This window comes from Aggregatilinea sp., from assembly GCF_036822615.1.
GTDB lineage: Bacteria > Chloroflexota > Anaerolineae > Aggregatilineales > Aggregatilineaceae > Aggregatilinea.
Genome location: NZ_DAISHJ010000006.1, coordinates 76,229 through 97,701 on the forward strand (window position 1 = coordinate 76,229; position 21,473 = coordinate 97,701).

Annotated in this window: 12 protein-coding genes; 11 read left to right on the forward strand and 1 reads right to left on the reverse strand. The window is 62.0% G+C overall.

Annotation, left to right across the window (positions count from 1 at the left end; genetic code table 11):
• Positions 1-453 precede the first annotated feature (453 nt).
• The gene (locus V7116_RS03755; protein WP_324390546.1) at positions 454-2,700 is read right to left on the reverse strand and encodes a GAF domain-containing sensor histidine kinase; all 2,247 of its coding nucleotides are present in this window, start codon (positions 2,698-2,700) and stop codon (positions 454-456) included.
• A gap of 389 nt (positions 2,701-3,089) precedes the next feature.
• On the opposite strand from V7116_RS03755, the gene V7116_RS03760 reads away from it, so the two are divergent.
• The 11 genes from V7116_RS03760 to V7116_RS03810 all read left to right on the forward strand — a co-directional run bounded on the left by V7116_RS03760 (position 3,090) and on the right by V7116_RS03810 (position 21,445).
• Complete coding sequence (locus tag V7116_RS03760; RefSeq protein WP_324390547.1) at positions 3,090-5,201, forward strand: polysaccharide biosynthesis tyrosine autokinase; 2,112 nt, start codon at positions 3,090-3,092, stop codon at positions 5,199-5,201.
• Between the two features lie 43 nt (positions 5,202-5,244).
• Complete coding sequence (locus V7116_RS03765) at positions 5,245-6,759, forward strand: O-antigen ligase family protein (protein WP_324390548.1); 1,515 nt, start codon at positions 5,245-5,247, stop codon at positions 6,757-6,759.
• A gap of 112 nt (positions 6,760-6,871) precedes the next feature.
• Complete coding sequence (locus V7116_RS03770) at positions 6,872-8,383, forward strand: oligosaccharide flippase family protein (protein ID WP_324390549.1); 1,512 nt, start codon at positions 6,872-6,874, stop codon at positions 8,381-8,383.
• A gap of 18 nt (positions 8,384-8,401) precedes the next feature.
• Positions 8,402-10,465 (forward strand): alginate lyase family protein, encoded by a 2,064-nt coding sequence (locus V7116_RS03775; RefSeq protein ID WP_324390550.1) that lies wholly within the window; start codon positions 8,402-8,404, stop codon positions 10,463-10,465.
• A 4-nt stretch (positions 10,466-10,469) separates the two neighbouring features.
• Complete coding sequence (locus tag V7116_RS03780; RefSeq protein ID WP_324390551.1) at positions 10,470-11,783, forward strand: nucleotide sugar dehydrogenase; 1,314 nt, start codon at positions 10,470-10,472, stop codon at positions 11,781-11,783.
• A gap of 104 nt (positions 11,784-11,887) precedes the next feature.
• Positions 11,888-13,261: a glycosyltransferase gene (locus V7116_RS03785; RefSeq protein WP_324390552.1), complete on the forward strand. Its 1,374-nt coding sequence runs from the start codon at positions 11,888-11,890 to the stop codon at positions 13,259-13,261.
• 111 nt (positions 13,262-13,372) lie between these two features.
• Positions 13,373-14,590, forward strand: a complete 1,218-nt coding sequence (locus tag V7116_RS03790) for a glycosyltransferase family 4 protein (protein WP_324390553.1) — start codon at positions 13,373-13,375, stop codon at positions 14,588-14,590.
• A gap of 192 nt (positions 14,591-14,782) precedes the next feature.
• Positions 14,783-15,988, forward strand: coding sequence for a glycosyltransferase family 4 protein (locus V7116_RS03795; RefSeq protein ID WP_324390554.1), 1,206 nt, complete (start codon positions 14,783-14,785; stop codon positions 15,986-15,988).
• Between the two features lie 30 nt (positions 15,989-16,018).
• Entirely contained in the window at positions 16,019-18,424 is a 2,406-nt protein-coding gene (locus tag V7116_RS03800) for a glycosyltransferase family 4 protein (protein WP_324390555.1), read from the forward strand.
• A gap of 2 nt (positions 18,425-18,426) precedes the next feature.
• Positions 18,427-19,560: a glycosyltransferase family 4 protein gene (locus tag V7116_RS03805; protein WP_324390556.1), complete on the forward strand. Its 1,134-nt coding sequence runs from the start codon at positions 18,427-18,429 to the stop codon at positions 19,558-19,560.
• Between the two features lie 16 nt (positions 19,561-19,576).
• Positions 19,577-21,445: a DUF5060 domain-containing protein gene (locus tag V7116_RS03810; protein ID WP_324390557.1), complete on the forward strand. Its 1,869-nt coding sequence runs from the start codon at positions 19,577-19,579 to the stop codon at positions 21,443-21,445.
• Positions 21,446-21,473: the final 28 nt, after the last annotated feature.

Sequence of the window (21,473 nt, forward strand, 5' to 3'; positions counted from 1 at the left end):
GTGGATCGCCAATCAACTGCATAGAAGCCGGTGACTTACTACACGTGCTTACCATTTAGTGGGAGATAGCGATATATGCCATTCCTAACATATTACCGCGTTAATCGATCTTTGGACGAAATTATGTCTAAAATACCGAACTTCAACTATTTTGAAACCTGCAATAAGTATGGGCTATACCGGAACGCGGCGCAAGACAACACCCCGAATCATTTCCTGCGGCGCTGCCCCATCCGAACGGGCACCACCCTTTTGAAACCGTTCCGGTTTGCCTATAAGCCCTCGGAAACCCGACCCACTAACCTAATCATAAACGGTAAAACGGCTTTCGCCTACCCCATCACGTCGCTTTCTGCCAGGACATTTGGCAGCGCCGTTATCACCCGCGTGTAACAAACACAAATACAAACCGGGAACCGGGAGGAAAAAAACGGAGATAGCTCAGCAGTGGAGCTAGCAGGCCGGAGCGGGCAGCGTCACGGTAAACACAGTGCCCTCGTTTTCGCGGCTTTCCATTGCGATGGTGCCGCCGTGAACGTTGATCGCCTGCCCGATGATGACCATGCCGAGTCCGGTTCCCTGCACGGAGCCGACGTTCGAGCCGCGATGAAATGCTTCGAACAGGCGTGCCTGATCCTCAGGCGGAATGCCGATGCCTTCATCCGCGATCACCAGGACCAGCGTATCGGCGCGGCAGGACATCACCAAGTGCACGGTGGATCCCGAGGGCGAATATTTAAACGCGTTGGACAGCAGGTTATTCACGACATAACGGTACAGGCGCGGATCGACAAAAAGGCAGTCGCACCGGCCCTCTACCTTAAAATCGAGCCGGTGGTTCACGCCAATCGTCTGGCGGATCTCCGCTACAAGCTGGTCCGTCAACGCCTGCAAATCGACGTTTTCCGGCTCGAACTTCAGGCGTCCCGCTTCGACCGCCCCCAGCGTGAGCAGGTCATCCAGCAGCCCCGTCAACTGTTTGACGCAGCCTCGAATACGCTGAACTTCCTCTTCCTTCTGGCTGTCGGTCATGCGCGAATTGTAACGGCGCAGCAAATCCGCCGAGGTCTGGATCGCCGCCAACGGATTACGAAACTCGTGCGAGGCAATGGAGACAAAACGCGAGCGCACTTCGTTCAGTTCTACCGCACGATGCAAGGTTTCACGCAGGCGCAGCTCGGATTGTTTGCGCTCGGTGATGTCGCGCAGACTGCACACGATACCTTCCAGCGTTTGATCGCTGCCCAGCACAGGCGAAAGCACCGCGTCGGCGTCGAACCGGGCGCTGCCATCACATCGCACCGCGACTTCAACGCGCTGCACGGTATGCGCTGCCACGAGGCGCTGCAAGGCGTCCTCGAAGAACGGGACGTGCTCGTGAACGACCAGATCGACGAGCGAACTGCCGACAAAATCATGGGGGGCATCGCACGCAAAGACGTGCCGGAACACGGCGTTGAACTGCACGATGTGATGGTTGAGATCGGCGAGGATGATGACGTCGCTGCTGCTGTTCACGATCGCTTCAACCCGATCTTTCGCGCCCTGCACCTCGGCGGTACGCGCCGCCACACGATCTTCCAGCTCGCGGGCATAATCCTCGATCTGGCGGTACAACCGCGCGTTTTCCAGCGCGATGGAAGCCTGCGCGGCGAACAACCGCAGCGCCTCAAAATGGTCTTGACTGAAGAACCCCGGCGTTTCGCTGCACATATTGAGAAACCCGACGACCTGACCATGCGCGATCAGCGGCGCGCCCGCATAGGAGCGCATCTGTGGGTGAAAGAGCGGCTGCACGCCCTGCTGATGCTCGTAAGCGACCGTATCGGGGATCAACAGCGGCGACTGCGTTTCGTACATTTCTTTGAACACCTGGGTGTCTAGCGAAATGCTCTCCGGCTGCCCGGCGAGGGTGCTGCCCGAATAACCGCGCGCAGCAACATGCCGCGCCGCACCGTCCTCCACCAGCATGATGCTCACCGTCTCGTGGGGCACGACCGATCCGATCGTCGCCAGGATACGTTCCATGACGCCGGCGGGATCGAGTGTGTTGGTCAGCACGGTCGCCGTATGGCGCAGGGCCTCGTTCAAAATATGCTGCTTTTTGGCGGCGGCTTCGGCCAGCTTGCGCTCCGTCACGCGTACCGCCAGCCCGACGCAGCCCACGATCGTTCCTTCGGGGCCGCGCAGCGGCTCCACGCGCACCTCGAAGATATCCTCGTCCTGGCGCATCTCAAGCGTGGTCGAGTCGCCTTGCAAGGCGCGCAGGTGGGCCTCAAGAATGCCCGGCTGCTCTGCTACGGGGAACACGTCCCGCAGAACGTGGTTGAGCACGGCCTCCTCCTGCCCTACACGCCCGCTCCAGCCCCCGGAAAGCTGGGTAATGCGCAGCGCCGCATCCGTCGCCCACAGGATCGACGAGGGCATCTGCGACGTCACCAGGCGCGACTGGGCCTCGTGTGCGGCCAGTGCCCGCGAAATGCGCGCCTGCACGCGCAGCTCGCGCAGGGAAAAGGTGTAGAGAAGTGCCGATGTCAGAACGATAAACGCGAGGCCCTTATAAGTTTGCAAGGCTGTGAGGCTGTCAGGATCGCGGGAGATCACAACCAGCAGACGGTCGGAACTGATGACCCAGATGCCGGTGATGATTGCATACATTACGCTCAGGCGAAGTGACGGAGATCCTAGAGCAGATTTCATCGAACTCCTTTTTCCCTTTCCTGCCCACTTCACATAAAACCATTTTTTTCCATGCAGGCGAGCTAAAGAACAAGGGACCGGAAATGACTGTATCGTAAAATTGCCACTTCAGGAATACCGTTACTATCATTACTATATATATTATTACGGTTACGGCTCGACAGATACCAAGCATTTGCTCATTCGACACCCAATTTTGCCGCTTGTCGGTCATTTTGGTCCCCCTAGAGACTTACTCAGCGCGGCAAAAACAAATCATTTTTGGCAACTTACAGTCTGATAGGCGGTTGTTAGGAATGGTCGATCCTTTTAGTGGAACTGCAAGGTTGACTCCGTATACTAGAAAATGATCTGGGGAAATACGCGAAAGCGTAGAGCGAGAGAAGCCCATGAGTTCCGTCGAATGGCACGTTCTGGCGGTTGATGACAACCGCGTGATGCGGGACGAAATCGAAGACTGGCTAAAAAGCAACGAGATTCGGGTAACCACTGCGCCCGATGGTGCGGCTGCTCTCAAGCTATTAGAAGAGGGGCTGGATCCCGATGTCATCCTGTCGGACATCAAAATGCCGAAAAAGGACGGGTTCGAGTTCTTCGATGCAGTGCGGGCGAACGAAAGCTGGAACTGGATCCGCTTCGTTTTCCTGGTGGAGCAAGACGATCAGGCATTTCTGAAGCATGCGGATGACATGGGCATCGACAGCTACTTGCTCAAGCCGTTCGGCAAGAAGGAACTGCTGCATACGGTGCTGGATGGGGTGAAGAATCCTAGAGGGGAACGTATTTCGGCTCGTGCTGGACATGTCATTGAGAAAGTAGAAATAGGAGAAGATGGAAAGTTGAACCATATTCCAGCGCCTTCATCGAGTGCGCGTCGTCCCTCGCGGTATGCCAACGACGCCACATCTAACACGGTAGCTTCGGAGATCATCGGCTACGTCCACGTACTCGGACGGTATAAGTGGGTGATTCTCATTGCAATTGTCGCGGCGGTAGGCATTTCACTGCTGGTTACCAACCAGATGACGCCCACCTACTCCTCGACTGCAACCATTCGTGTCGTATCGTCCCCGGCGGGTGTCGAACAGGACATCTGGACGGTGAGCACGATGGCGACCCGGCTGATCAATACCTATGCGGCAATCGTCACCAGCGGGCCGGTGCTCGATGAGCTGGCGGGCCAGCTTAATCTGGACGAAGCGCCCGACATCAACGTGGAAATCGTGCCCGACAGTGAACTGATGCGCATCACCGCGTCCAGCGCCGATCCGGAAGTGGCGGCGGCGGCGGTGAATCATCTGGCCGATATCTTGAAGGAACGCAGCCTCGAACTGTATTCCGGGGACTCATCGGTTTCCGCACGCGAAATTCTGAGCGATCAGGTCGATCAGGCCGAAGCCGATTACAACACAGCGGTCGCCGCTTATGAAGCGGGCATCGCGGACGAGCTGCCCGAAGAGCGGCTGGCGATCCTTGAGCGGCAGATGCTGCTGCGCCAGGATCAGTACAACAGCGTGCTGCAGACTTATGAAAACCTGCGCATCGACGAGCAGCTTCGCTCCAACGGCATTTCGGTCGTGGAGCCGGGGTACGTGCCGGACACTGCCGACAGCCCGAATAAAGTGCTGAACCTTCTGCTGGGGCTGGCGGGTGGACTCGCAGCGGGCCTGCTGTTGGCCTTCATCCTCGACAACTTCGACAGCACCTTGCGCGGCAGTTCCGAAGCGGAAACGCTGAGCGGCCTGCCGGTGCTGACCAAGCTGCCCAGCTCGGAAGGACGCTGGCCGCGCCGCCGGGAGCTTTCGCCCTTGCAGGCGAACACGTACTCGATCGCGGCAGACGCGTACCGCCAGCTTGGGGTGCGGGTGCGCATCCAGAACGTGCTGGCCGAACGCGGCAGCATCCTGGTGACCAGTCCGGAAAAGGGCAGCGGCAAGACGACCGTCACCGCCAACCTGGGCGTGTCGCTGGCCCGCGCGGGCTACGCCACCATCATCGTGGACGGCGACTTCCGCAGCGCTGGCGTGCACTCGATCTTCAACCTGCCCAACAAGCTGGGCCTGTCCGAAGTGCTGCAGGGCAGCCAGCCGGTCGAAGCCGCGCTCCAGAACACCAGCTTCAAGAATCTGCGCGTTCTGACCGCCGGAAATTCGGCTATGGACCTGTCGGACGTCGCCACGCCGGAACGTATTTCGAGCGTAATGGCCGACCTGCTGAAAGACTGCGAGTACCTGATCGTGGACTCGCCCTCAGTGCTGGCTGTCGCGGATACCGCCGTGCTGGCGGCCCTGGCCGACGCGGTGATCCTGGTCGCGTCGCAGCGCCACACCTCACGTGAAGGGCTGCGTCTGGCGCTTCAGTACCTGGACGACATTCAGGCCAACGTGATCGGCATGGTCGTCAATCGCGTCCCCATGTCGCTGCTGGGCAAGTACTATGCCCGCGAGCGCCGCGCCGTCGTGGCTGAGAACTCACGCGCCGTGAGCAAGCTCTCTTCGTGAGCGCCCGTTCACAGCGCCGAACGCAGCTAACAGGAATCCGTCGATGAGGCCGTCACAGTCCGACCTGCTCACCAAATATTCCCCGATGTTCCAGATGCTTACGGAACGTCAGGGGGCGGGCCCGCGCTTCCGGCAGGGCCGGGAGCTGCTGCTGGCGCTCGGTATGGGCGGCGTCATTGGCCTGATCATCGCGGTAGGTTACGCCGGGATCGCCTTCGCCTTGCTGGCAGGAATCGCCTTCCTGTGGGTGGGTCTGCGCTGGCCGGAGATGGCGATCCTGACGGTGATTGGCATCAACAGCGGAATCGTAGATACCGAGGCGATCCCGTGGCTGTCGATGGGGCCGATCACGCTGCACATCTCCGACCTGCTGCTGATCTTCCTGCTGGCGCTGATCTTCCTGCGCGCGATGTCACAGCCGGGCTTCCGGCTGTACGGCTCGCCGCTGGCGATCCCGCTGCTGCTGTTCTTCCTGGCGCTGGTGATCTCGGTCGGCAACGCGGTAGTGTTCCAGGGCGTCGGCGCAAACGATGCGCTGCGGCTGGCACGGTTCGTCACCTACTGGCTGATTTTCTTCCCGGTGATCGAACTGGTACGCGACGAAAAGACGCTGCGCAACCTGATCAAAGGGCTGTGGATCCTGGCGGCCATCCTGTTTGTAGGCACGCTGTTCCCGAACGTGCTGGACTCCGTTCACCTGCTGCCGGTGCGCACCACCGGAATTTCCGAAATCGTGACCGAGACGGCCCAGAACGAGAATATCCGTCTCTATACGTACGGCGAGCGCATGTTTTTCGTGCTCATTCCCACGGCGGCTGCCTTGATCGCACTCAGCAAGCGGCGGCAGTTCTGGACGGGCCTGATGCTCGCGGCGCTGCTTTTCTGGCTGTTCCGCAGCTTCCAGCGGAACTACCTGCTGGCGATCCTGTTGAGCCTGGGGCTGCTGATTATGGTTATCCGCCCCCCGGACGCGCTGCGATTTGGCAGGCGGGTTCTGCCGATGCTGCTGCTGGTCGTGGCGTTGATATTCGTGGTGCTGATGGTCCAGCCCGGCCAGATCCGCGTCGAGCTGGATGCCTGGAGCGCCCGCCTCGAATCGATGGTAGGCGGAACCGGGCAGGTGGACCCGAACCTGGAATACCGGCTGGTTGAAAATCGCTACGCGATCCAGCAAATCGAGGCGCACCCGATCTTTGGGATCGGCCTGCGGAACAACTACCGTCCGTTGATGATGTACGAAACGCCGTCTACGGGTCTGACGTGGTTCATGCACAACGCGTACCTGTGGATCTGGCTGATGATGGGGCTGGTGGGGCTGGTTCCATTCTTGATCTTGTGCGCGATGTACGTCATCCGCACGTTCCGGCACTACCGGGACATCCACGACGACGAGCTTAGAGCGATTTACCTGGGGTTTGGGGTGGCATTCGTTGGAACCCTCGTAAGCAACACCGTTGCACCCAACTTCATCCAGCACTGGTCGCTCCTCATTTATCCCACCATGATGGGCATTAATGAGGTCATCTACCGCTTGTCAACCGGGGAACAGGCTGCTTAAGAAACCGGATCTATTTATCGTTCGCCGCTGCGCGAAAGCGCGGCTCTGGCTGCGCCATGCCGGTTGCCCGCCGGACGCCGACCAAGCGCTCCGTTTTGCGTGAGGGAATCCGATGCAAAAGCGAATTTTTAAGGACTTGTTGACATATCTTCCGGCGAAGCTGCTGCCGGCGCTCACAGCGATTATCACGGTCCCGATCTTCACGCGGCTGTTCTCTCCGGACGAGTACGGTAACTACATCCTGGCGTTCGGCCTGGCGGAATTCCTGTATGCGGCGGGGGTCACGGGGCTGGCCTCGTCCGCGATGCGTTTCTATGCGAACTACGAGGTGAAGTCGGACCTCTCGAAATACTTCTCGTCCATGTTTGCCAGCACGGGACTGATGTCGCTGCTGGCGGCGGCGATCGCGGCCCTGGGATTGGTGCTGCTGCGCTCGAAGATCGACGACCAGTTGTACCCGCTGCTGTGGGTGGCGATCGCGCTGTTCGTGGTCGAGTCGTGGTTCAACATCCTGATGCAGATCCTGCGCGCGGAAGAACGCGGCAAGTGGTATACGGCCATCGAACTGTTCAACCGTTACGGCACGGTGGTGATCAGCCTGCTGCTGGTCTGGCTGCTCAGCGTCGGCGTGTCGTCGCTGCTGTGGGGGCAGGTCATCGCCATGGCGATCCCGGTGCTGCTGCTGCTGAGGATGACGCGGCGCGGCGTGCCGGTAAAGGCGACCAGCGTCACCACGCCGGACCTGAAGATCATGTTCATGTACGCGCTGCCGCTCTCGTTGGGCAACGTGGCGGCGTGGGGCCTGCGCCTCGCGGACCGCTACATCATCAAGATCTTCGAGGGCAGCTACGAAGTCGGCCTGTACGGTGTGTCCTATAACATCTCGGCGCGCAGCATCGAGCTGCTGGTCGGGCTGTTCCTGCTGGTCCCCGCCCCGATCCTGTTCCGGCTGTGGGAGGAAAAAGGCCGCGAGGAAACCGAGCACGCGATCACCATCTTCGCGCGGGTGTTCTTCGTGCTGGTCATCCCGGCGGTGGTCGGGTTGTGGGTGCTGGCGCAGCCGATGGTCGGCATTTTGGCCGACGAAGAATACTTCGAGGGTTACAAGGCGGTGGGACTCGTGGCGGCAGGTACGGCAGCGTTTGGCCTGAGCCAGCTCGCCAGCTACGGCACGCTCGTATCCAACAACACGCGCTGGATCGCCATCAACCAGTTCATTGCGGTTGCGATCAGTCTCGCGCTCAACTTCCTGCTGGTCCCGCACATCGGCTTCATGGGCGCGGCGTGGGCAGCGATGGTCTCGTTCATAGCCCTGTCGGTGCTTCAGGCGCGGTCTTCGGCCCGCTACCTGACGCTGCGCCTGCCCTGGCGCTCGCTGGCAAACTCGGTCGCCGCTTCGGCGGTGATGGGCGTCGCGGTATGGGGGCTGGTCCAATTGCTGAACGGCTATGACCGGGACGCCTCGACCATTCTGCGCGCGGTCGTGATCCTTGCCGGAGCCGGGTTGGGCGCGGTGATCTACGGGCTGCTGCTGTGGCTGCTGGGCGAGTTCACGCCGGGCAAGTTCCGCGAGCTGCTTTCCGGCGATGCAAACATCACCGAAGCACTGGCTTCATCCGAGTAAAGTAAGGGTGGATGCAGGATGCCTTCCGTCAATCACTACTTGAACCGCGCCAAAGAAATTGGCGTCACGGGAACCTTGAAGCGGGTCTGGAACAAGACCGGCGGGGCGACCGTGCAGCGCGGCCAGTCGATTTACTGGCGCGTTAAAGCCACCCGCCCCATGAGCGACGAGGCGCTGCTGGCGACCCTGAGCGCGGACTGGACCGGGATCGGCGCGGTCGTGCAGCATCTGGCGCTGCGCAAAGACAGCAGCTTTTTGCTGGCGCTCGATCCGGCGGACAAAACCGCGCCGGCGCTCGACGCGCGTTATCCCGGCCTGCGCACGCAGATCCTCGTCGCAGCGGATATGGCCTGCGCGCGGACCTTCAAGCTGCTGAACCAGGACGCCAGCTATCCCGGCGAAATCGCGTGGCAGCGCTGCCCGGCAACGGGCTGGGATTGGCCGGACACACACATCTCGATTATCGACGACATCATCTGGGAGCCGGACCGCCCCGCCGATTTCAAAATGGTGTGGGAAGTCAACCGGCACGCGCATTTCGTCACGCTGGGGCTGGCCTACCGCCTGACCGGTGAAGAACGCTACCTCAACGCGTTCATCGACCAGCTTCAGAACTGGATCGAGGCCAACCCGCCGGAACACGGCGTCAACTGGTTCAGCGCGCTGGAAGTCGCCATCCGCCTGATCAACTGGACTATGGCGTTCCAACTCTTCCGCACGGCGGGCGCGTTCCAGGAGAAGGCGAGCGGCGCGTTTTTGAAGAGCCTGTACCAGCAGACGGTGTTCCTGAAAGAGCACTTGACCACTTACGAGCGCGTCCCGAACAACCATTTGATCGGGGAAACGGCGGCGCTGGCGATGGTGGGCGCAATCTTCCCGGAGTTCAAGGACTCGGCAGACTGGCGTGAGTCAGGGCTGCGCAGCCTGAACGACGCCGTACGCACCCAGACGCACAGCGATGGCGTGAATAAGGAACAGGCCACCGGCTATATGCGCTTCGTCGCGGAATTTCTGTTGGTGGTAATTCTGCCGTCGCGGCGCGATCTGCTGCCGCGCCAGCCGGATCTGGAAGCCACGTTGGAGCGCATGTTCGGTTATATGCGGCACATCGCGGGCATCTCCGGCGTGGGGCCGCTGTGGGGCGACTCGGACGACGGCTACGCGATCGGTCTGCCCTCCGCGCACCGCTTCTGGGACATCCGCTGGCTGCTGGCGGTGGGCGCGGTGCTGTTCGAGCGCGGCGACTTCAAACAGATCGCGGGTGAATTCGGGACCGAGGCGTACTGGCTGCTCGGCGCGCAGGGATTCAGCGCGTGGGAGCGCCTGGACGCGCACGCCCCGGCGGAAACGTCGCAGGCCTTCACCGACGGCGGCATGGTCATCCTGCGCGACAGTTGGCAGCCGGACACGGACCTGCTAATGTTCCGCTGTGGCCCGTGGGGTCTGGGCGGCGAGGGCGCGTCGGCGCATTCGCACTGCGACATGCTGGCCGCGCTGCTGTGGGTCAAGGGCCGCGCGCTGCTGGTCGATTCCGGCACGTACCGCTATCACGGCCCGGTGCGCGACGAGTTCCGCCGCACGGCATCGCACAACACGCTGATGGTCGATGGGCGCGAGCAGGCAGCGCCGATCAATTACTTCTCGTGGAAAGACGTGCCCGACGCCGAGTGCCTGTCCTGGGATACCACGCATGTCACCGGAGCGATGGACGTCGCGCCGGGTGTGCGCCACGAGCGCGCGATCGCACACGAGCAGCCGGACGCGTGGACGATCGCCGATCGCGTCGCCGATCGGGATGGCGGCTCGCACGCGCTGGCATGGCACTTTCACTTCGCGCCCGATCTGGCGCTGCGCGTGTCGAACGACGGTCATGCCGTGGTTGTCGAAGAAGCGAATCTCCCCTACGTGCGCATCACGCCGCCGGAAGGGGTTACTCTCAGCATCGAGCAGGGCTGGTTCTCGGACCAGTATAATCTGAAAGTAGAAAACGCCGTCTTGGTGGCCACCTATGAAGGGCCAATCTCAAGAGAAGGTGTGCACTTCGGCTGGTCATTTCAGTATGTAGGGAAAACAGGGGACTAACAACATGAACGTAAGCGTTTTCGGACTTGGATACGTCGGCGCGGTTTCGGCAGCGTGCTTTGCCGAACGCGGGCACACCGTCATGGGCGTGGATGTCAACCCGGACAAAGTAGCGACCATCAACAGCGGCAAAAGCCCGATCATCGAGCCGGGTCTGGAGCAGATGCTTCAAGGCGCGGTGCAGGCGGGCCGCCTTTCGGCCACGCGCGACACTGCCGCCGCCGTCGCCCACGCCGATGTATGCCTGGTGTGCGTCGGTACGCCGTCGGACTTCAACGGCAGCCTGGACCTGCAATATCTCAAGCGCGTCTGCGAAGAAATCGGCGGGGAAATCGCCAAGACCGACGCCTATAAAGTCGTGGCGCTGCGCAGCACAATGCTGCCGGGCACGGTGATGGATCATCTGCTGCCCATTCTGGAAGAAGCGTCGGGCAAAAAAGCCGGGCCGGACTTCGGCGTGGTCGCCAATCCTGAATTCCTGCGCGAAGGCACGGCCATCAAGGACTTCTACGCCCCGCCCTTCACGCTGATCGGTCAGGTGGATCAGCACGCCGGGGATACGGTGGCGGGCCTTTACAACGGCATCGAAGCGCCGGTCTACCGCACCGAGCCGGACACGGCCTGCATGGTCAAGTACGCCAGCAACGTGTACCACGCGCTGAAGATCACCTTCGCCAACGAGATCGGGCGCGTCTGCGACGAAGCCGGGATCGACGCGGCGGAAGTGATGGACATCTTCAGCCAGGACACCAAGCTGAACATCTCCGCGCGCTACCTCAAGCCCGGGTTCGCGTTCGGCGGGTCGTGCCTGCCCAAAGACCTGCGCGCCATCCTGTACTACGCGCGCCACACGGATACCAAAGTGCCCGTGCTGGAAGCGATCCTGCCCAGCAACGACCATCAGGTCCAGCTTGCGTACGACAAGATCCAGCGCAGTGGCAAGAAGAACGTCGCCATCGTGGGCCTGAGCTTCAAGCCCAACACCGACGACCTGCGCGAAAGCCCGATGGTGCATCTGGCCGAGACCCTGTTGGGCAAGGGCTACACGCTGAAGATCTACGACCGCGACGTGCAGCTTACGCGCCTGATCGGTAAGAACAAGGCCTACATCGAGCAGGTGATCCCGCACGTGGCGGCGCTGATGGCCCCCTCGCTGGACGCGGCGCTGCTGTCGGCGGACGTGGTCGTGCTGGGGCACGGCATGATCGACGGGCTGGCCGAGCGGCTGCGCCCCGGCCAACTGGTGCTGGACGTGGCGCATATCGCCGCCGCAGAAACGGTCGAGGGCGAGCAGTCCGTCGTGGAGCCTGCGTCCTAAGCGGGCGCAGCTTATTGGTTCACTCTCATGCGCCGGGGCACGGGGTACATGCCCCGGCGAGAATCCACTAACCGGCAGTTGCACTAGGAACCAGGAGAACCGGCATGGGCGAGTTAGACCCCCAGACCGACAAGATAAATTCCAAACCGGTCAAAAAAGTCCTCATGATCGCGTACGTCTTCCCGCCGTTCTTTTCGGTCGGGGGATCGATCCGCGTGGTGAAGTTCATCAAGTATCTGACGGGCCTGGGCTGGCTGCCGCGTGTGCTGACTATCGACGACCGGCACGAATACGACACGCAGCGCAAGCAGGGCAGTGAAACGCTGTTCGCTAACATTCCCGACGAGGTGATGATTTACCGCACCTCCGCGGGAGAGCCGTCCGTCGAGTTTTTGGAGCGCGGGCGTCAGGCGCGCGAAAAGAACAAAGCCGCCGCGCTGCTGATCAATACGCTGCGCGCCATGCGCAACTTCGCCCGCCAATATCTGCTGATGCCGGACGAGTATCTGGCGTGGCTGCCTATCGCGGTGCGGTCGGGACGCAAGATCATCAAGCGCGAGCAGATCGACGTGATCTTCGCCACCGTGCCGCCTCACTCGGTGACGCTGACGGCGTCGCTGCTGCGCTGGCTGACGCGTAAGCCGCTGGTGCTTGATTACCGCGACGACTGGATCGACACGCCGTGGTTCAAAGACAAGCCGTGGTTCAAGCGCTTCATCGAGCGGCGCATGGAGTGGTGGGCAGTGACGTCCGCCAGCAAGGTGATCCTCGTCACCGACTACAGTCGCAACGAGTTCATCAAGCGCTATCCGCGCCAGCCCAAGGATAAGTTCGAATTCATCCCTAACGGCGTGGATCTGGTCGATTTCGGCGGCGCGAAGGATATCCCCACCGGGCACGCGCCCGGCGAAGAGTTCACCATCGTGCATGCCGGTCTGCTCAGCGTCTCCGGCGGGTGGCATCGTAATCCGCGTCCGTTGTTCACCGCGCTGAAGAATTTGCAGATCCAGAACCCCGAGCTGAAGGGCAAGCTGAAGATGGTCTTCACCGGGCGGCTGCCTGAAGCGTACCAGGAGATGGTGCGCGAGATGGGCCTCACCGACACCGTGCAGGAAGTGGGCCACCTGCCGCAGCCGGAGTTCATCAAGCTGCTGAAAGGCTCGGACCTGCTGCTGACGATCAATTACGACGGTTTTGCCACGCTCATTCCGGGCAAGATCTACGAGTACTGGGCTGTCGGCGGCCCGTCGATCCTGCTGCTCAGCGTGCCGGGGGCAGCGTCCAACCTGCTCGACCAGTATGGGCTGGGACTGACCGCTTCACAACACGACGCAGACGCCATTGCAGCGGCAATCTTGCAAGTCTACCAACGGCGCGAAGCAGGCGATCCGATGCACGCCAGCTTGAACGGCATCGAGCAATACGACCGGCGCGCGCTGGCCGAAAAGCTGGCCGCCACACTGGACACCGTGAAGTAGTCCAGCGGAAACGTCCGTATGAGGACGTCTCGACCGGCGCAGGGTCAATCCCTCCCTGCGCCACCCGTGACGCGCAGCGCAACACCTATCGACAGAAAAGCACAAACCACAATGCGAAGTGAACGACTTCTCTACATTGGGGGTTGGAGCCTGCTGCAGGGATCTAACCATCGCACCAAGCACGTCGCGTCGTATCTGGCACCACGGTTCAAGCAGGTAGATCTGGTCGCGTTTCAATCGTCATACACCGGCATGGACACTGCGGGCGAGTCACCGCTGCACAAGGCGCAGGCAGGAGCCGAAAACCTGCTGCACGATCGCATCAGCGTGCAAGGCAGCGAAGGGCTGCGTGAAATCCTCGTGCGCGATGTGCCCGGCCCGTCGCCGCTGCACCTGCTGGGCAAAGACCTGTGGCGCTACTGGGCGCTGCGTCCGGCGCTTGAGGAACCTTACGACATCGCCATCTTTGGCGATCCTGAAAACGCCCTGATGGCGCGCCAGCTTAAACGCGCCGGATACGTCAGGCACCTGATCTATGATGATTGGGACTATTTCCCGGGCCTAGAAGCGCAGCCGCTGCTCCAGCGCCTGTATCGCTGGCGCGAGCGCGTCTGCATGGAAGCGGCGGACGCCGTAATTTCGGTCGGATCGCTGTTAGGGAGTCTGCGCCAGGAACAGGGCGCGCGGCGCTCGTACATCGTCCCGAACGGGGTCAACCTGGACCTCTTTGCGCGGGCGCGGACCAAGCCGCCCCACCCGCCGACGCTGGTCTTCATGGGCACGCTGTCGTCGCTGTGGGGTGTGGACGTGGCAATCCGCGCCATGCCCGCCATCCGCGCGCGCGTGCCGGATGCCCGCCTGTTGATCGCAGGCTCGGGCGAAGACGAGGCCGCGCTGAAGGCGCTCAGCGAGTCGCTGGGCATGGCGGACAGCATCGAATTTCGCGGACAGATGGCGTACGAGGATCTGCCGGGCGTGTTGGCGCAGGCGGACATCGGCCTGGCGACGTCACAGCAGGGCAGCCTGTTCCGCAAGTACGCGTCGCCGTTGAAGCTGATCGAGTACATGGCCGCAGGACTGCCGGTGATCGCGTCGCGCATCGGCCAGACGACGGTCACGATGGAAGAAGCGGGAGCGGGCATCTTGATCGAGCACACGCCCGACGCATTGGCCGAGGCGGCCATCACCCTGCTGACGGATCCGGCGCGCTACCAGCACGACGCGCAGGCGGCGGTGGACTACGCGGCTCGCTTCGACTGGAGCAGGCTCGTCGAGCAGGTGTACGACATCATCAGCGACGTGATCGAGGAGACGGCTGCCGTCCACTAACGACAACCTCATAGCCCGCCACTATCGACCGTCGAAGCGTTGGGGGGAAACTGGAGGGCGTGCGGCCACCGTCGCGCGCCCTCGGAAACCGGGACGATTCCGGATACCCCTCCGGCAGAGCTTTGCAAGTCAGCGCAAAGGAGGCGTTCGAACACGTCGAGAGTCGTCCCGGCGGTTCGCCCAAGCAAGCTCATGGCAGTCCACAACGGAACCAGAACTCGCATCCTTGTCATTGGCGGCGTAGACGTTGAACAAGAGCCGAACCACCGCTTCTTTCACGTGGTCGATTTTTTGGCGGCCCACTACGACGAAGTCGTGTTTGTCTCCACGGCCAACCTGTACGGCGGGCCGCCGATCGGTTTCGCGCAAAAGATGCTCAAAAGCTTCATGAACGTGCTGACCGACCGCCGTAAGGAATATCGACAACAGAACGTCCATCACATCATCGTCCGCAAGCTGAAATTACCCATGTTTTTGCAGAACCTTGCCGGAGATTTATGGATTTACACCGTTTTACCGGGCTGGCTGAAAAAAGAACGTTTTGAGACCTGCATCTATTCTTTTCCGCAAACGGCGTTCGTCACCGGGCTGCTCAGGCGGCGCGGTGTGGCAAAAAAGCTGGTGTATGATGACTGTGACTACTTTCCCGCTCATCTCGACGCGGCGGGCAAGCTGTCGGCGGCAGCGCTGACGTGGAAAGAGCGCCGCGCCGCGACCCAGGCGGACGGCGTGATCTCGGTCAGCACGCCGCTGGCGGCGCTGCGGCGGGAGCAGGGCGTCAAAAACGTGATCGTGATTCCGAACGGCGTGGTGCTGGATAACCTGACCGGCGCGCGCCAGAAGGAGCCGCATCCGCCCACGCTGCTGTACATCGGCATGCTCAGCGAGGCGTGGGGCGTGGACCTGATGCTGGATGCGCTGCCGCTGGTGCGCGAAGCGATCCCGGACGTGCACTTCGTCATCGTGGGCGATGGCGACTACCGCGAGGCGCTGGAAGAAAAAGCGCGCGCGCTGGGGCTGGAAAACAGCGTGTCGTTCTGCGGGCGGAAGCCCCACAGCGAGCTGATCAGCTACATCCGGCAGGCGGATGTGGGTGTGGCGCTGTACAAACAGCGCGAGTTTATCCATTACGCGTCGCCCATGAAGGTCCGAGAATACATGGCGGCGGGGCTGCCCGTGCTGACGACACGCATCGGGCAGGCCGAAGAAGTGATCGAAGAATCGAACGCGGGCGAGCTGGTCGAGCGCACGCCCGAAGCCATCGCGGCGGCGGCGATCAAGCTGCTGAAAGACGACGACCTGCGCGCGCAGTACGCCGAAAACGCGGTGCGGTATACCGAGAACGCAGACTGGAACTCGGTCCTGGAACCGGTGCTGGACTTCATCAATACGGTCTAGTGGCCGGGCGGTACGGAAAGGGTTGGTAGCATGAAGATCGCGTTTGTGTCTTTTGAGTTCGAAGAATACTGCATCAAGCTGGCAAGCGCCTTCAAAGACGATCAGGTGATGCTGTTTCTGCCCAAAGAACAGTCTGCGCCGTTCGTCGATCAGATCAGTCCGGCGGTGGACTTCCGCCCGTACGACAAGCCGCGCGTGCGCCACATTCTGCGCCAGGGCAAGCTCGCGCTGAGCATCGCACGCCAGATCCGCGCCTTTCAGCCGGACGTGGTGCACTTCCAGCACGGGCACATGTGGTTCAATCTCGCCCTGCCGCTGATCGGGCGCTATCCCCTGGTGATCACCATTCATGATCCGCGCCACCACTCCGGCGATCCCGAAGCGTCACGCGTGCCGCAGCGCATCATGGACTTCGGCTATCACCGCGCCAACGAAGTGATCGTGCACGGCGAGCAGCTCAAGCAGGTGTGCGTGGACGACCTGCAACTGCCCGGCAACCGCGTGCACGTCGTGCCGCACATCACCCTGGGCGACGAGACGGCCCAATCGCACGTGCACGAACAGGACAACACGATCCTGTTCTTCGGGCGCATCTGGGAGTACAAGGGCCTGGAATATCTCATCAAGGCCGAGCCGCTGATCACGGCGGAAGTGCCCGACGCCAAGTTCGTCATCGCGGGGCGCGGCGAGGATTTCGACCGTTACACGCAGATGATGGTCCACCCCGAAAAGTTTACGGTCTACAACGAATACGTGTCCGACGAGCGCCGCGCGGAACTGTTCCAGCAGTCGAGCGTGGTCGCGCTGCCCTACACCGACGCCTCGCAGAGCGGCGTGATCCCGGTGGCGTACACGTTCGGCAAGCCGGTCGTGGCGACGACCGTCGGCGGGCTGCCGGAAGCGGTGGACGAGGGCGAGACGGGGCTGCTCGTGGCCCCGCGCGACGAGCGCGCCCTGGCCGACGCAATCCTCAAGCTGCTGAAAGATCCCGAGCTGCGGCACCGGATGGGCGAAAATGCCCGGCGCAAGAACGCCGCCGAATGGTCGCCGGAAGTCGTTGCGGCGCAGACGCGCGCCGTCTACTCAGCGGCCATCGCGCACAAGGGCAGTAAGCCGCAGGCGGACGCGCCCGGTCAACCTGCCGCCCCCGCGAAACCGGCAGGCGACGCGATCGCGCTGCGGCGCTACCCGTACCCGTACAAAGCCGCCATGACCATTTGCAGCGACATCGACGGCACGACCACCGTCGAGCGCTTCCTGGCGATCCAGGAGTTCCTGAACTCGACCGGTGAAACGTCGATGGGGCCGGGCGTGGGGCTGGAGATCGGCAACACCTTCTTCCCCTACCCGCTCGACGACGATTTTGGCTATTTCTCCAGCCGCCCGCACGACCGCGAAGTCATCGAGACGATGATCAAGGCGGGGTACATCGACTGCATCCATTCCTGGGGCGACGGCGCGACCACGCGCGAGCAGGCGCTGGCGGGCCTCAAGGCGCTTGAGAGCAGCGGCTGCCGCCTGAAGGTGTGGGTCGATCACTCGCAGGCCCCGTCCGACTTCGGCAAGGACACCACGCCGGGCACGGGCGACGTGCCGGAGTCGCCCATCTACCACGCCGACGCAACGCTGGCCTACGGCATCCGGTTCGTATGGAAAGGGCGCGGCAGCAACATCGTGGGCCACGGCGTGCCGTTCTCGCTGCGCGCGTTCGCCAACATCATCGACCGCCACCACCTGAAGGACACGACCAAAAGCCTGGTCAAAGAGGTCGCCAAGATCACGCTGGCCTACCTGGGCAAAGAGCGCTTCGCCATCCACGCGGGCAACAAGTTCATGCGCATCCACACCCTGACCGACGGCCAGAAGGTCTACGAGTTCCAGCGCTGCAACACCTACTGGCAGGGGCAGTCGTACGGGCACAACAGTTGGGGGCTGGCCTACGTGCTGCGGCCCCAGACGCTCAAAGCGCTGATCCGGTCCAAAGGCGTGATGGTGATCTATACGCACATTGGCGTCGGGCCGGAAGAACCGCCCTACCTGCCGCCCGAAACCCAGGCCGCGCTGCGCAATCTGGCCGAGGTGCACCGCGCCGGGGAGATCTACATCACCACGACGGCGCGCCTGCTGACGTACTATCTCAACCACAAGTACCTGCTGTGGTCGCAAGAAACGAACGACAAGGGCGAGACGGTGATCCGCGTCTACGGCGTGGCCGATCCGCTGGCCGGGCAGCATTTGCCGCCCGTCGAAGACCTGCAGGGCATCACCTTTTACGTGCCGGACAGCACCCAGGCACAGATCATCGTGGGTGATCGCCCACTCGAAGCGATCGAGCGCCACCCGGCGGACGAAACAGGCCGCCAGAGCGTTTCGATCCCGCGCACCTTCCTGACCTATCCCCTGCCCGTCCAGCAGACGGCAACAGGAGCCGGGTAACCGTGGCAAGAACGAAAGTGCTTTATCTCGTCAACGAATTTGCCGATGGGTCGAGCAACAATCTGGTGCTCACCCTGATCAACGGCATGGATCACGACCGGTTCGAGTTTTTCGTCGGAGGGCTGAAGGCAATGGGCGGCCCGCTGGAAGAACGCTTCCGGCAGGCGGGCGCCGACGTCGTCAACTTCAACATGGCCCAGGGACGGCTGGGGCTGAAGCTCATCGGCCAGATCGCGCGGACCATCGACGCGCACGATATCGACATCCTGCACACGCACGTCATGCGCCCCGATATTCTGGGCGGCATTGCCGCGCGGCGGTCGCGCTGCCACCCGGTCGTCATCTCGACCAAGCACAACATGGCATACGTGCGCGGCCAGACCGGGTGGCGCGTGCGCAACATGGTTTACTGGCCCGCCATGCGCGCCTCGAACCACGTTGTGACCGTCACCGAGCTGCTGCGCCAGCAGGCGATCCAGAAATTGCATTTGCGCCCGGACCGCATCACGACCATTTATAACGGCATCGATACGGCGCGGTTTTACCAGCCGGACGCGCGCGACGCGACGCGCGCCGGACTCGGCATCGGGCCGGACGCCTTCGTGATGACCTACACCGGGAGGCTGATCGGCGGCAAGGGTATCGAAGACCTGCTGCGCGCGACGGCCCGCCTCGCGCCCGACCATCCCCACGCCCGCGCGCTGATCGTGGGTGAAGGCGAGCTGGACGCACCGCTCAAGCAGCTTGTCGCGGAGCTGGGCATTACGGATCAGGTCGTTTTCAGCGGGTTCCGGCGCGATATTCCGGCGGTGCTAGCAGCCTCCGACGTCTTTGTGCTACCTTCTTTTTCTGAGGGACTGCCGCTAAGTTTGCTGGAAGCCATGGCCGCGAACAAACCGGTCGTCGCGTCCCGCGTGGGCGGCATTCCCGAAGTTGTGACGGATGGCGAGACAGGGCTGCTGATCGAACCGGGCGACGTGCCGGGACTGGCAGCGGCGTTGGCCTCGCTCATGGACGATCCCGACCGGAGCAGCCGCATCGGCGCGCAGGGACGCCAGCACGTCCAGGACCACTTTAGCGTCGCCCAGATGGTCGGACAATATCAGGCACTTTATGAGGCCTATTCGACACGATAGGCCCAAGGAGTCGATGATGGATCTTTCGTACTGGCCGCGTCGAACGGCACGCCCGGTTCGCCGCCGCCTTACGCCCCGACTGATCGCCGGTATCGTTTTGCTGGCGTTGATCGTTTCGCCGTCTGGGGGGCTGTTCGGCATCCCCACAGCCGCCCAGGCTCAGGACACCACCACGGTGGGGTTATACCAGAAGTTCGAACTCACCCTCGACTGGGGTGTTTCGTACACAAACCCGTTCGATCCCGACGAGGTGAGTCTGGACGCGGCGTTCACCGCGCCCGATGGCAGCGTGCTGATGGTCCCTGGCTTCTATTACCAGGAATTCACGCGCACCGTCGAAAACCGCTACGAAGAATTCGCGCCCGCCGGTGACCCGGTGTGGAAGGTGCGCTTCGCTCCACAGCAGTTGGGGACCTATACCTACGTCGTCAACGTGACCGACTCGCGCGGGGTGACTGAAGTTGCATCGGGCAGCTTCGCGGCGGTCGAATCGGACGAGTCGCCGTTCATCGAGCTTGGGCCGCTGGGCCAACGTACGTTTGAATATGAGAACGGCGCGCCGTACATCCCCATCGGGATCAACCAGAACAGCACGTGGACCTCGCAGGACGACTATGGCCTGGATGTCTACTACGACCGCCTGCCCCAGTTTGCCGACAACGGCATCAATATGATCCGGCTCCAACTGACACCCAACGACGGCGCGCTGACCTGGGCCCCCAACCTGTTCGATTACGGCGTGTGGCGCTACTACAACGGCCTGAACGGTTATAACCTTGCGAGCGCGTGGAAATTCGACCGCCTGATGGACCTCGTGCACGACAGGCGCATGACGGCCATCATCAACATCGAGCAGGCGCTGGCGCTGGGCAGCTTCGAGGGCACGGAAAGTCAGGCCTGGGTGAACAGCCCCTACAACGTGGCGAACGGCGGCATGTTGGAGCAGCCGCTGGACTTTTTCAGCAATGAAGAAGCCAAGACGTACTTCAAAAAGCAGCTTCGTTACGTCGTGGCGCGATGGGGCTATTCGTCCTCGATGTTCGCCTGGGAGCTGTTCAACGAATTCGACTGGCTGCTGCGCGGGCCGGACACCACCGACGCAGTGCTCGAATCGACGGTCGATTGGCATACCGAGATGGCCGCCTATCTGAAAGAGATCGATCCCTACGATCATCTCGTCACGACCAACGTCGCCACGCCGATTCGCTTCTGGCCGGAGGACAGCTGGTACTTCCGGCTGTGGCAGATCCCCAGCATGGACATCTGCAATTTCCACCTCTACAACCTGCCGCTGTTCACCAACGACACGGTCAAAAACATCGCGGATTACATGACCGCCTACTACGCCGAAACGACCAAGCCCTGCATCATCGGGGAATGGGGCATCGACTCGAACGGCAATACCGACGACCTGGATACCGAGGGCATCGGGCTGCACAACGCGCTGTGGAGCGCCGCGATGTTCAAAGCAACCCTGATGCCGCACTACTTCGATCTGGTGCACGATTACGACCAGTACGGCCATTTCCGCGCGCTTTCGAACTACCTCGACAGCGAGCCGGACGGGCTGGCGTCCTACGAAATCGCCACGGTCAGCATCTCGGACGTGCAGCTTGAAACGCTGGGGCTATACCAGCCCGACCGCGCGCTGGTCTGGGTGCACAACAAGCAGAGCTTCGATTCGCAAACCGTGCCGGAAACCGTGCAAGGCTCGACGCTCAGCATTAACGGGCTGGTGCCGGGGCAGTACTGGATCGAGTTCTGGAACACGTACGACGGCACGATCGTGGACGTGCAGGCGACCATCCATACATCCGAGCCGATGCTCATTGCCCTGCCGCCCATCGATCGCGATCTGGCGCTCAAGGTGTGGATTCAACAGTAGGTTTTTCACTCACGATCGAACGCGACGG

Bases quoted from the DNA above. Each gene is read 5' to 3' on its own strand.
- V7116_RS03755 (WP_324390546.1), bottom strand. From the start codon at position 2,700: ATGAAATCTGCTCTAGGATCTCCGTCACTTCGCCTGAGCGTAATGTAT.
- V7116_RS03760 (WP_324390547.1), top strand. From the start codon at position 3,090: ATGAGTTCCGTCGAATGGCACGTTCTGGCGGTTGATGACAACCGCGTG.
- V7116_RS03765 (WP_324390548.1), top strand. From the start codon at position 5,245: ATGAGGCCGTCACAGTCCGACCTGCTCACCAAATATTCCCCGATGTTC.
- V7116_RS03770 (WP_324390549.1), top strand. From the start codon at position 6,872: ATGCAAAAGCGAATTTTTAAGGACTTGTTGACATATCTTCCGGCGAAG.
- V7116_RS03775 (WP_324390550.1), top strand. From the start codon at position 8,402: ATGCCTTCCGTCAATCACTACTTGAACCGCGCCAAAGAAATTGGCGTC.
- V7116_RS03780 (WP_324390551.1), top strand. From the start codon at position 10,470: ATGAACGTAAGCGTTTTCGGACTTGGATACGTCGGCGCGGTTTCGGCA.
- V7116_RS03785 (WP_324390552.1), top strand. From the start codon at position 11,888: ATGGGCGAGTTAGACCCCCAGACCGACAAGATAAATTCCAAACCGGTC.
- V7116_RS03790 (WP_324390553.1), top strand. From the start codon at position 13,373: ATGCGAAGTGAACGACTTCTCTACATTGGGGGTTGGAGCCTGCTGCAG.
- V7116_RS03795 (WP_324390554.1), top strand. From the start codon at position 14,783: ATGGCAGTCCACAACGGAACCAGAACTCGCATCCTTGTCATTGGCGGC.
- V7116_RS03800 (WP_324390555.1), top strand. From the start codon at position 16,019: ATGAAGATCGCGTTTGTGTCTTTTGAGTTCGAAGAATACTGCATCAAG.
- V7116_RS03810 (WP_324390557.1), top strand. From the start codon at position 19,577: ATGGATCTTTCGTACTGGCCGCGTCGAACGGCACGCCCGGTTCGCCGC.